The sequence below is a fragment of the Frigoribacterium sp. CFBP 13729 genome, assembly GCF_014841875.1.
Taxonomy (GTDB): domain Bacteria; phylum Actinomycetota; class Actinomycetes; order Actinomycetales; family Microbacteriaceae; genus Frigoribacterium.
Genome location: NZ_JACYUR010000001.1, coordinates 313,347 through 325,033 on the forward strand (window position 1 = coordinate 313,347; position 11,687 = coordinate 325,033).

Here is an 11,687-nt window from a genome sequence, read left to right on the forward strand (position 1 = left end):
GTCGGGCTCAGGCCAGGTTGATCAGGTCCGAATAGTCCGGGGTCCAGTGGTCCTCGGTGCCCTCGGGCATGATGAGGACGCGCTCGGGGTTCAGCGCCTCGACGGCGCCCTCGTCGTGGCTCACGAGCACGACGGCACCCTCGTAGTTCGCCAGGGCGTCGAGGATCTCGAGGCGGCTGGCAGGGTCGAGGTTGTTCGTGGGCTCGTCGAGCAGCAGCACGTTCGCACCGGAGACGACGATCATCGCCAGCGCGAGGCGGGTCTTCTCGCCGCCGGAGAGCACGCCCGCGGGCTTGGCCGAGTCGTCCCCGGTGAAGAGGAACGAGCCGAGCACCCGCCGCGCCTCCATCTCGGTGATGTTCGGCGAGGACGACACCATGTTCTCGAGCACGCTGCGCTTGACGTCGATGGTCTCGTGCTCCTGCGCGTAGTAGCCCACGCGCAGGCCGTGCCCGGGCTCCAGCTGGCCGGTGTCGGGCTCGTCGACGCTCGCGAGGATGCGCAGCAGGGTCGTCTTGCCGGCGCCGTTCAGGCCGAGGATGACCACCTTCGAGCCACGGTCGATGGCGAGGTCGACGGCGGTGAAGATCTCGAGGGAGCCGTAGCTCTTCGACAGGTTCGAAGCCATGAGGGGCGTCTTGCCGCAGGCGACCGGCGTGGGGAACCGCAGCTTGGCGACGCGGTCGACGGCGCGGACCTCCTCGAGGCCGGAGAGCAGCTTCTCGGCTCGGGCGACCATCTGGTGGGCCGCGGCGGCCTTCGAGGCCTTCGCGCCGAAGCGGGCGGCCTGCTTCTGCAGCGCCGAGGCCTGCTTCTCGGCGTTGCTGCGCTCCTTCTTGCGGCGTTCCTCGTCGGCGGCACGCTGGCGCTGGTAGTTGCGCCAGCCCATGTTGTAGATGTCGATGGCCTGGCGGTTGGCGTCGAGGTAGAAGACGCGGTTGACGACCTCCTCGACCAGCTCGATGTCGTGGCTGATGACGATGACGCCGCCCTGGTAGGTCTTGAGGTACTCGCGCAGCCACACGACGCTGTCGGCGTCGAGGTGGTTGGTCGGCTCGTCGAGGATCATCGTGTCCGCGGCCGAGAACAGGATGCGCGCGAGCTCGATGCGCCGGCGCTGACCGCCCGACAGCGTCGAGAGGGGCTGGTCGAGGATGCGGTCGGGCAGGCTCAGGTTGCTGGCGATGGAGGCGGCCTCGGCCTCGGCGGCGTAGCCCCCGAGCGCGTTGAACTGGTCGTCGAGGTCGCCGTACCGCTTCATGGCCCGCGCCGCCACGTCCGGGTCGGGATCGCCCATCGCGAGGGTCGCCTCCTGGATGCCCAGCAGCAGCTGGCCGAGACCGCGCGCGTCGAGGATCCTCGTGCGGGCGAGGTCTTCGGGGTTGCCGCTGCGAGGGTCCTGCGGCAGGTAGCCGATCTCGCCGTGACGGTCGATCTTGCCGCCCGTCGGGAGGGTCTCGCCGGCGAGCGTCTTGGTCATGGTGGTCTTGCCAGCGCCGTTGCGGCCGACCAGACCGATCTTGTCGCCCTTGTCGACGCGGAAGCTCACGTCGGCCATGAGCAGACGCGCGCCGACGCGGATCTCGAGATCGTGCACGGAAAGCACAGCAGAAGTCCAATCGATTGGGGAGATGTCCACAACAGGGCCCGGCGTGGGGCCGCCTCTAGGATGAGGACGTCGCGTGGAGAGGGGTCGCAGCACTGCGCTGCCGACCAGCCGCTCGGCCGATCAACCTACCCATACTAGGAGACTTGCATGACTGACACCGCCGCATCGATCTCGCGGCCGGTCCTCGCCGACCGGCTGGTGGCCCGCAGCTGGGCCACCGACGTCGCCCTGGTGCTCGGCGGGGTCGCCTTCACGTCGGCCCTCGCGCAGGTGCAGGTGCCCATGTGGCCCGTGCCGATCACCGGTCAGACCCTGGCCGTGATGCTCGTCGGCGCCACGTTGGGGGCCCGACGCGGCGCCCTGTCGATGCTCACGTACCTCGTCCTCGGCGTCGCCGGGCTGCCGATCTTCGCCGAGTTCTCCGGCGGTCCGCTCAGCGTGCTGCGTCCGAGCTTCGGCTTCATCCTCGGCTTCGTCCCGGCCGCGCTCGTCATCGGCTGGCTGTCCCAGCGCGACTGGGACAAGAAGTGGGCCTTGTCCGCTGCCGCGTTCTTCCTCGCCAGCCTCATCCCGTTCGCCACGGGCCTCCCCTACATGGCCGTCGTGCTGAACTCCCTCGGCATCGACGCGTCGCTCGGCAGTGTCCTGGCGCTCGGCGTGTACCCGTTCATCGTGGGCGGAGTCGCGAAGTGGCTCATCGCCGCCTCTGCACTCCCCCTCGCGTGGCGTGTTCTCGGGCGTCTCGGCAAGTAGGAGCGCCCCGCGCTCAGCGTGCGCGCACACGAAGGACGCCCACGGTCATCGACCGGGGGCGTCCTTCGTGTGCGGGGTGGATCAGATCGAGAAGCCGATCGCGCGCATCATGTCGCGGCCGTCGTCGGTGATCCGGTCGGGGCCCCACGGCGGCATCCAGACCCAGTTGATGCGGAAGGCGTCGACCACGCCGTCGAGGGCGTTGGCCGTGTCGGCCTCGATCACGTCGGTCAGCGGGCAGCCGGCCGACGTCAGCGTCATGCTGATGATGAGGGCGTTCTCGTGCTCCTCGTCCATGGCGAGGTCGTAGATGAGGCCGAGGTCGACGATGTTGACCCCGAGCTCGGGGTCGACGACCTCCTTGAGAGCCTCGATCGTGGCGTCGAACTTCTCCGGGGCGAGGGCGACGGCCATGGTCAGCTGACCGCCGGCGTCGTCTCGGCCGGGGCGGCGGCCGCCGCGGACACGTACCGGTCGTAGCCCTCGTCCTCGAGACGGTCGGCAAGCTCGGGGCCGCCCTGCTCGGCGACGTGGCCGTCGACGAAGACGTGGACGAAGTCGGGCTTGATGTACCGGAGGATCCGCGTGTAGTGCGTGATCATCAGCAGGCCGAGGCCCGTGTTGGCCTTGGCGCGGTTGACGCCCTCGGAGACGATCTTGAGCGCGTCGACGTCGAGACCGGAGTCGGTCTCGTCGAGGACGGCGAACTTCGGCTTCAGCAGCTCGAGCTGCATGATCTCGTGACGCTTCTTCTCGCCGCCCGAGAAGCCCTCGTTGACGTTGCGCTCGGCGAACGAGGCGTCCATCTTGAGGTCGCTCATGTGGGTGCGCAGGTCCTTGATCCAGGTGCGGATCGCGGGAGCCTCACCGTCCAGGGCGGTCTTGGCGGTGCGGAGGAAGTTGGCGACCGTCACGCCGGGGATCTCGACCGGGTACTGCATGGCCAGGAAGAGACCGGCCTTGGCCCGCTCGTCGACCGACATGTCGAGCACCTCGCGACCGTCGAGCAGGATGCTGCCGCCGTCGACGTTGTAGCGGGGGTGCCCGGCGATCGTGTAGGCGAGGGTGGACTTGCCGGAGCCGTTCGGGCCCATGACGGCGTGGATCTCGCCCTCGTTGATGGTGAGGTCGACGCCCTTGAGGATGGGCTTGACGCCCTGGTCGGTGTCGATGCTGACCTTGAGTTCGCGGATCTCGAGAGTGGACATGCGTTCTTTTCCTTACTGTGCGACGTCGGCGGACGACGCGGTGGTGTCGACGTACACGTCACCGTCGACGACGGTGACACGGAAGACCGGGACGGGTTCGTAGGCAGGGAGGGTGAGCGGCTTGCCGGTCGTCAGCTCGAACTTGGAGCCGTGCGCCCAGCACTCGAGCGTGTCGTCCTCGACGAAGCCCTCGGAGAGCGAGATGTCGCCGTGGGTGCAGGTGTCGCCGATCGCGTGGATGTCGCCCGAGCTGTCCTTGACGACGGCGACGGCGACCCCCTCGACGACGACGCGCATCGCCTGGGCCGGCGTGACGTCGTCGACGCCGCAGACCTTGACCCCGGCCATCAGGCGGCGCCGCCTGCCGTCGGGAGGCCCTCACCGGCGGTGAGCTCGACCTCGAGAGCGTCGATGAGACGCTCCTGCAGCTCGGGCTCGCCGATCTTCTGCACGACCTCGCTGAGGAACCCGAGGACGACGAGACGGCGTGCCTCGTGCTCCGAGATGCCCCGGGACTGCAGGTAGAAGAGGTGCTCGTCGTCGAACCGGCCGGTGGCGCTGGCGTGGCCCGCCCCGGCGATGTCGCCCGTCTCGATCTCCAGGTTCGGGATCGAGTCCGCCCGTGTGCCTTCGCTGAGGACGAGGTTGCGGTTCTGCTCGTAGCTGTCCGTCCCGGGCGCCGTGCGCGCGATCAGGACGTCGCCGATCCAGACCGTGCGGGCGCCCACGCCCTGCAGCGCGCCTTTGTAGTTGACGCGGCTGCGGCTGTTCGGGGCGTCGTGGTGCACGTAGACCTGCTGCTCGAGGTGCTGGCCCGCGTCGGCGAAGTAGACGCCGTAGAGCTCGGTGTCCGAGCCCTGCCCGGCCAGGTGGGCCGAGGGGTTCACCCGCACGACCGAGCCGCCGAGCGAGACGACGAAGTGCTTGAGCTGCGCGTCGCGACCGATCGTGGCGAAGTGGCTCGCCAGGTGGATCGCGTCGTCGTCCCACTCCTGCAGGGTGACGACGGTCAGGTGCGCACCGTCGTCGACGACGATCTCGACGTTCTCGACGAGCTGCGCCGAGCCGGTGTTGCGGAGCACGACCATCGAGCGGGTGTTCGCGGTCGCGTGGATGACGGTGTGGCCGGCGCGAGGCTCGCTGTCGAGGCCGCTCCGGCCGATCGTGACCGTGGACGGCTCGTCCCCGGTCAGGGTCACGGCGAGGACCTTCTCGGTCGAGGCCCAGGCGTTCGCCGAGGCCTTGTCCTCCGGCGCACCGGCGCGCCCGACACGGGCGTCGGCGCGGTCGAGCCACTCGACGGCCGCGCCGCCGGTCTCCCGGGCGAGGTACGCGTACGGCGAGCCGTCGAGCGGACCGTCGATGAGCGGACGGAGGCGGTCGACGGGACTGAGCTTCCAGTCGACTTCCCGGCCGGTGACGGCCGCGAAGGCCGCGGGGTCGGTGGAGCGGAAGCGGCCAGAACGGGTCTGGACGGGCACGAGGCCCCATCCGCCGTCGCTGTGCGCCCCTGCGCCGTGCTGGACGCCCTCGGGCGCGGTGTCTGTGGTGGTGGGTGCTGCGGCGGACATCTAGCCGACTGATCCTTCCATGCTCATCTCGATGAGCTTGTTGAGCTCGAGCGCATACTCCATCGGCAGCTCCCGGGCGATCGGCTCGATGAACCCGCGCACGATCATGGCCATTGCCTCGTCCTCCGCCATGCCTCGCGACATGAGGTAGAAGAGCTGTTCCTCGCTGACCCGGGACACCGTCGCCTCGTGGCCTAGCTGCACGTCGTCGACGCGGATGTCGATCGCCGGGTAGGTGTCGGAGCGCGAGATGGTGTCGACCAGCAGCGCGTCGCAGCGCACCGTGTTCGCCGAGTGGTGGGCCGCGTCGTCGACGCGGACCTCGCCGCGGTAGCCGGCTCGGCCGCCGCCCCGGGCGATCGACTTCGAGACGATCGACGACGTCGTGTAGGGCGCCATGTGGATCATCTTCGCGCCGGCGTCCTGGTGCTGGCCGGGGCCGGCGAAGGCGACGGACAGGGTCTCGCCCTTGGCGTGCTCGCCGACCAGGTAGATCGAGGGGTACTTCATCGTCACCTTGGAGCCGATGTTGCCGTCGATCCACTCCATGGTCGCGCCCTCGTGGGCGATGGCGCGCTTGGTCACGAGGTTGTAGACGTTGTTCGACCAGTTCTGGATCGTCGTGTAGCGAACGCGGGCGTTCTTCTTCACGATGATCTCGACGACGGCCGAGTGCAGCGAGTCGCTCTTGTAGATCGGTGCCGTGCAGCCCTCGATGTAGTGGACGTAGCTGCCCTCGTCGGCGATGATCAGCGTCCGCTCGAACTGGCCCATGTTCTCGGTGTTGATGCGGAAGTAGGCCTGCAGCGGGATCTCGACCCGGACGCCCTTCGGCACGTAGACGAACGAGCCGCCCGACCAGACGGCCGTGTTCAGCGCGGCGAACTTGTTGTCGCCGGCCGGGATCACCGTGCCGAAGTACTCCTGGAATATCTCGGGGTGCTCGCGGAGGGCCGTGTCGGTGTCCATGAAGATGACGCCCTGCTCCTCCAGGTCCTCGCGGATCTGGTGGTAGACGACCTCGGACTCGTACTGGGCGGCGACGCCCGCGACGAGGCGGTTCCGCTCGGCCTCTGGGATGCCGAGCTTCTCGTACGTGTTCTTGATGTCGTCGGGGAGTTCCTCCCACGTCGTCGCCTGCTTCTCGGTGGAGCGGACGAAGTACTTGATGTTGTCGAAGTCGATGCCGGAGAGGTCGGCGCCCCAGGTCGGCATGGGCTTCCGCTCGAAGAGCGCCAGGCCCTTGAGCCGGTTCTTGAGCATCCACTCCGGTTCGCTCTTCAGCGCCGAGATGTCGGTGACGACCTCGGGCGACACGCCACGGCGCGCGGACGCGCCTGCTGCGTCGGAGTCGGACCAGCCGAACTCGTACTGCCCCAGGCTCTCGAGCTCTGGTCGGTCGATCAACACGTCTGACATGACTACCTCTTTCTCTGCTGGGCCGAACGTGGGTCGGGTCGTGACCATTCCCCGTCGGATGGGGGCCCAGCTGCTCGCGCTGCGAGACGGACTCCCGGTCGAGCGGCGACGGCTGCCTGCGTGGAGCGGAGGCGGAGCCGGCGTTGCTTAGACTGACGTGAGGTCCGCGTACCGCTTCTGCGGATCCCACGGCCCTCGGGCGTCGTCGTCGACGCTCGTGTCGGGTGTGTCCCTGAACTCATCGATTCTACAGGGCAGAGCGGCGGATGTGACGAAAGGCAGCAACTCGTGAGCAACGCACAGGTGACCCGGCCCGGCCCCGTGACGCGCCTCTGGCGGTGGCTGCCGACGACGACCGACCGCCGGGTCCGGTTCATCGCCTGGGCCTCGCTGCTCTGTCAGGTCCTGCTGATCGGCACCGGAGGCGCGGTGCGGCTGACCGGGTCCGGTCTCGGCTGCCCGACGTGGCCTCGCTGCACCGCCGACTCGTTCGTCAGCACGCCCGAGATGGGGATCCACGGGGTGATCGAGTTCGGCAACCGCCTCCTCACCTTCGTCCTCACGGCAGTCGTCGTGCTCGCCTTCCTCTTCGTCCTCCGCATGCGCAAGCAGCGCCGCGAGCTGTTCTGGCTCACCTTCGCCCAGGGCATGAGCATCCCCCTCCAGGCCGTGCTGGGCGGCATCACCGTCCTCACGGGCCTGAACCCGTACATCGTCGGGGCGCACTTCCTCGTCTCGATCGCCCTGGTCGCCTTGTCCACGGTGCTCGTGTGGCGGGTTCTCCGCGGACCTCGCGGTCACCACGCCGCGACTCCCCCCGCCTACGCCCGACTCGTCCACGTGCTGTCCGGCGTCGTGCTGGTCACCGTGGTCGTCGGCGTGCTGACGACCGGCTCCGGCCCACACGCCGGCGACGCGGCCACGCCCCGCAACGGCCTCGACCCGGCCGTCATGGACCACGTGCACAGCTGGCCCGCCTACGCGACCCTCGCGTTGACCCTCGCGGTCGTCGTCTGGACCCTCCGCACCGGTCTCCCGCGCCGGTTCCCCCTCGCCCTCCTCGGTGTCGAGCTCGTCCAGATCGCGGTGGGCATCGCCCAGGCGCGCACGGGACTGCCGCCGCTCCTCGTCGGCTCGCACATGGTGCTGGCGGCGCTCCTGGTGGCGGCGACGACCGCGCTCGTCCTCTCGCTGCGTGAGGACCAGAGCCCGTCCGAGGCTCAGCTGACGGTCGACTCCCCGGAGTCCGTCCGACTCTGAGCGGGCCCGTCCGCGGGAGCACCGAGCCCGACCGATGCGTCCGGCGCGTCCGATGCGTCCGGTGCGTCCCGCCGCATGATCACGTCGACGCCGTCGTCCTCGACCGGGACGAAGCCGTGCCGGAGGTACAGGCCCGCCGCGCGGCTGCCCGTCAGCACGTCCAACAGCACGGGCCGCGACCCGAGCGAGGCGAGCACCTCCCGGAGCAGGCGCGTGCCGATCCCCCGGCCCCGCGCCTCCTCGGCCAGGTAGAAATGGCGCAGCCAGACGTCGTCGCCCTCCGGGTGCACCGCGAGGCAGCCGAGGAGGCGCCCCCCGACCTCGACCACGCGGGTCTCGGTCGGCACGAACTCGCGCTCGAAGCGCGCACGGTTGTACGGCGGACGCCAGACGCCCGCTCGCCTCAGGTCGGGCTCGAGGGCGGCGAGCTTCAGGTCGGCGAGGGCGTCGACGTCGTCGGGTCGCCCCTCACGGACGGTCCAGTCGAGGACGTCCTCGGTGCCGGAGCTCACCGGACGCCTCAGAACGGCAGGAGCGGATCGATGCCGACGGCGATGAAGAGCAGCGTCAGGTAGGTGATGGAGCTGTGGAACACGCGCATGGGACGGACCTCGGCGACGTGCTGGATCGCACGGCTGTACAGGCGGTGCGACTCCCACACGAACCAGGTGCCGCTCGCGAGGGCGACGACCGTGTAGAGCACGCCCATGTGGGCGACGGGGACGAGCAGCAGCGAGCAGGCGACGGTGGCCCACGCGTAGAGGATCACCTGGAGGCCGACGGACGACCGGCCTCGGACGACGGCCAGCATGGGCACCGACGCGGCGGCGTAGTCGTCCCGGTACTTCATCGACAGGGGCCAGTAGTGCGGCGGGGTCCAGAGGAAGATCACCATGAAGAGGATGACCGGAGGCCAGCTGAGGTCGTTCGTGACGGCGGCCCAGCCGATCAGGACGGGCATGCACCCGGCGATGCCGCCCCAGACGATGTTCTGCGGCGTGCGGCGCTTGAGCCACAGCGTGTAGACGACCACGTAGAAGAGGATCGCGCCGAGCGACAGGGCGGCCGAGAGGAGGTTGACCGTGAGGGCCAGCCAGACGATGGAGGCGAGGCCCACGATCCAGGAGAACGCCAGCGCCTCGCGGTCCGTCACCTCGCCGGTGACGAGCGGGCGGCCCTGGGTCCGCTTCATGATGCGGTCGATGTCGCGGTCGATGTAGCAGTTGAAGGCGGAGGCCGAGCCGGCGCTGAGCGCACCGCCGATCAGCGTGGCCGCGACGAGCCACAGGTTCGGCACGCCGCCCTGGGCCAGGAACATGGTCGGTGCCGTGGTGACGAGCAGCAGCTCCATCACGCGGGGCTTCGTGAGCGCGACGTAGGCGCCAGCCTTGCGACGGATGCCCCGAGGTCCGGTGGTGGGGCGGGTGTCGATGGCTGCGGTCATGGGTCCCTCTGACGAGATGTACGGTTCGGCGCGGAGAGTCTAGGCGAACCAGCGAGTCTAGGCGATGACCGGCGACGCTGACGGCGGAACGGCGCGCCTCCTGCGGGCGGAGCGAGCCCTTTCGTCCCTATACTTGCAGGTGCTTGCCAGTCGCACGCCCGCACGGCGACGGAATCCTCGACATCGAACCATCGGCTCCCTGTCGCGCGACCTCCGGTCCGTGCCCGAGCGGCCGCAGCCGACGACGTCTCGGCAGGCGCATGTCAGCGCGGGAGCGAATCGACCCCGCGCAGTTCGCAACAAGAAGGGTCATCTCCAAGTGGCAGATCTGCAGTGGGAATCCATTGACAACAAGGCCGTCGACACGGTCCGCGTCCTCGCGGCCGACTCGGTCGAGAAGGTCGGGAACGGCCACCCGGGGACGGCGATGAGCCTCGCGCCCGCCGCGTACCTCCTCTTCCAGAAGGTCATGCGTCGTGACCCCAGCGACAGCGAGTGGATCGGCCGCGACCGCTTCGTCCTCTCGGTCGGGCACAGCTCGCTGACCCAGTACGTCCAGTTCTACCTCGGCGGCTACGGCCTCGAGCTCGACGACCTCAAGGCGCTGCGCACCTGGGGCTCGAAGACGCCCGGCCACCCCGAGTACGGCCACACCGACGGCGTCGAGATCACCACCGGTCCCCTCGGCCAGGGCCTCGCCTCCGCCGTGGGCATGGCGTACGCCGCCCGCTTCGAGCGCGGCCTGTTCGACCCCGAGGCCGCCGTCGGCACCTCGCCCTTCGACCACTTCGTCTACGTCATCGCCGGCGACGGCGACCTGCAGGAGGGCGTCACCAGCGAGGCGTCCTCGCTCGCCGGTCACCAGCAGCTCGGCAACCTCGTCGTGATCTACGACTCCAACCAGATCTCGATCGAGGACGACACCAACATCGCCTTCACCGAGGACGTCCACGCGCGCTACGAGGCGTACGACTGGCAGGTCCAGGTCGTCGACTGGAAGAAGACGGGCGAGTACGTCGAGGACGTCGCCGCCCTCAACGACGCGATCGAGGCCGCCAAGGCCGAGACGAGCAAGCCCTCGCTGATCATCCTCAAGACGATCATCGGCTGGCCCTCGCCCAAGAAGCAGAACTCCGGCAAGATCCACGGCTCGGCGCTCGGCGCCGAAGAGCTCGCGGGCCTGAAGGAGGTGCTCGGCTTCGACCCCGAGAAGACCTTCGACGTCGACCCCGAGGTCCTCGAGCACACCCGCAAGGCCGTCGAGCGCGGCCAGGCGCAGCACGCCGAGTGGCGCACGTCGTTCGACGAGTGGGCCTCGGCCAACCCCGACAAGAAGACCCTCCTCGACCGCGTCCTCGAGGGCGAGCTGCCCGAGGGCCTCGACGAGGCGTTGCCGGTCTTCCCGACCGACAAGGAGGTCTCGACCCGAGCCGCCTCCGGCAAGGTCATCAACGCCATCGCCGGCGTCGTCCCCGAGTTCTGGGGCGGCTCCGCCGACCTCGCCGAGTCGAACCTCACGACCATCAACGGCGGCGGTTCCTTCGTGCCGGCCGAGTGGTCGACCCACGAGTGGCAGGGCAACCCCTACGGTCGCGTGCTGCACTTCGGCATCCGCGAGCACGCCATGGGCTCGATCATGAACGGCATCGCCCTGCACGGCAACACGCGTGTGTTCGGCGGCACCTTCCTCATCTTCAGCGACTACATGCGCCCCGCCGTGCGTCTCGCCGCCCTGATGAAGTCGCCGGTGACGTACGTCTGGACCCACGACTCGGTCGCGCTCGGCGAGGACGGCCCCACGCACCAGCCGGTCGAGCAGCTCGCCGCCCTCCGCGCGATCCCCGACTTCGCCGTGGTGCGCCCCGCCGACGCCAACGAGACCGCCTGGGCCTGGAAGACCATCCTCGACCGCTTCGACGGCCCGGCCGGCCTGGCGCTCAGCCGCCAGAACCTGCCCGTCTTCGAGCGCGGCGACGGCGACGCCGAGGGCGAGACCTTCGCGTCCGCCAAGAACGTCGCCAAGGGCGCGTACGTCCTCGCCGAGGCTCCCGGCGGCACGCCCGACGTGATCCTGATCGCCACGGGCTCCGAGGTGCAGATCGCCGTCGAGGCCCGTGAGGTCCTGCGCGGCGAGGGCATCAACGCCCGCGTCGTGTCGGCTCCCAGCCTCGAGTGGTTCGACGAGCAGAGCGCCGAGTACAAGGAGGCGGTCCTCCCGGCCGCCGTCAAGGCCCGCGTCTCGATCGAGGCAGGCGTCGCGCTCCCGTGGCGCGGCATCGTCGGCGACGCCGGCCGCAGCATCTCCATCGAGCACTTCGGCGCCTCCGCCGACTACAAGACGCTCTACCGCGAGTTCGGCATCACCACCGAAGCCGCCGTGGCCGCCGTCAAGGACTCGCTGGCCGCTCTCTGAGCGCCGGCAA

General features: G+C 69.4%; 11 protein-coding genes. 3 read left to right on the forward strand and 8 right to left on the reverse strand.

Going from position 1 to position 11,687, the window contains the following annotated elements:
* Positions 1-7: 7 nt before the first annotated feature.
* Complete coding sequence (locus tag IFT77_RS01400; RefSeq protein WP_123545786.1) at positions 8-1,606, reverse strand: ABC-F family ATP-binding cassette domain-containing protein; 1,599 nt, start codon at positions 1,604-1,606, stop codon at positions 8-10.
* Positions 1,607-1,756: 150 nt separating this feature from the next.
* Between IFT77_RS01400 and IFT77_RS01405 the strand changes: the two genes are divergently transcribed.
* The gene (locus tag IFT77_RS01405; RefSeq protein WP_192041661.1) at positions 1,757-2,362 is read left to right on the forward strand and encodes a biotin transporter BioY; all 606 of its coding nucleotides are present in this window, start codon (positions 1,757-1,759) and stop codon (positions 2,360-2,362) included.
* An 81-nt stretch (positions 2,363-2,443) separates the two neighbouring features.
* Here the strand turns inward: IFT77_RS01405 and IFT77_RS01410 are convergent, their stop codons facing one another.
* Genes IFT77_RS01410 through sufB form a run of 5 tightly spaced genes read right to left on the reverse strand, consistent with a single transcriptional unit; the run spans position 2,444 to position 6,560 of the window.
* Positions 2,444-2,776 carry a metal-sulfur cluster assembly factor gene (locus tag IFT77_RS01410; protein WP_146900878.1) on the reverse strand — a complete coding sequence of 111 codons (333 nt, stop codon included), beginning with the start codon at positions 2,774-2,776 and terminating at the stop codon, positions 2,444-2,446.
* Between the two features lie 2 nt (positions 2,777-2,778).
* A complete protein-coding gene (gene sufC / locus IFT77_RS01415; protein ID WP_192169051.1) occupies positions 2,779-3,570 on the reverse strand; it encodes a Fe-S cluster assembly ATPase SufC in 792 nt (263 codons plus the stop codon).
* Positions 3,571-3,582: 12 nt separating this feature from the next.
* Entirely contained in the window at positions 3,583-3,918 is a 336-nt protein-coding gene (locus IFT77_RS01420) for a non-heme iron oxygenase ferredoxin subunit (RefSeq protein WP_123545794.1), read from the reverse strand.
* The gene (gene sufD / locus IFT77_RS01425; protein WP_192041664.1) at positions 3,918-5,141 is read right to left on the reverse strand and encodes a Fe-S cluster assembly protein SufD; all 1,224 of its coding nucleotides are present in this window, start codon (positions 5,139-5,141) and stop codon (positions 3,918-3,920) included. Before sufD ends, IFT77_RS01420 begins: the two co-directional genes overlap by 1 nt.
* Positions 5,142-6,560 carry a Fe-S cluster assembly protein SufB gene (gene sufB / locus IFT77_RS01430; protein WP_146900868.1) on the reverse strand — a complete coding sequence of 473 codons (1,419 nt, stop codon included), beginning with the start codon at positions 6,558-6,560 and terminating at the stop codon, positions 5,142-5,144. It lies immediately after the preceding gene.
* A 288-nt stretch (positions 6,561-6,848) separates the two neighbouring features.
* On the opposite strand from sufB, the gene IFT77_RS01435 reads away from it, so the two are divergent.
* The gene (locus IFT77_RS01435) at positions 6,849-7,820 is read left to right on the forward strand and encodes a heme A synthase (RefSeq protein ID WP_371740870.1); all 972 of its coding nucleotides are present in this window, start codon (positions 6,849-6,851) and stop codon (positions 7,818-7,820) included.
* Here IFT77_RS01435 and IFT77_RS01440 read toward each other — a convergent pair.
* Positions 7,781-8,332: a GNAT family N-acetyltransferase gene (locus tag IFT77_RS01440; protein ID WP_192169052.1), complete on the reverse strand. Its 552-nt coding sequence runs from the start codon at positions 8,330-8,332 to the stop codon at positions 7,781-7,783. The two genes, IFT77_RS01435 and IFT77_RS01440, sit on opposite strands and share 40 nt — an antisense overlap.
* Before the next feature lie 8 nt (positions 8,333-8,340).
* Positions 8,341-9,264 carry a heme o synthase gene (locus IFT77_RS01445; protein ID WP_146900862.1) on the reverse strand — a complete coding sequence of 308 codons (924 nt, stop codon included), beginning with the start codon at positions 9,262-9,264 and terminating at the stop codon, positions 8,341-8,343.
* 319 nt (positions 9,265-9,583) lie between these two features.
* Between IFT77_RS01445 and tkt the strand changes: the two genes are divergently transcribed.
* Positions 9,584-11,677, forward strand: a complete 2,094-nt coding sequence (gene tkt / locus IFT77_RS01450) for a transketolase (protein WP_192041666.1) — start codon at positions 9,584-9,586, stop codon at positions 11,675-11,677.
* The last annotated feature ends 10 nt before the right edge of the window (positions 11,678-11,687 follow it).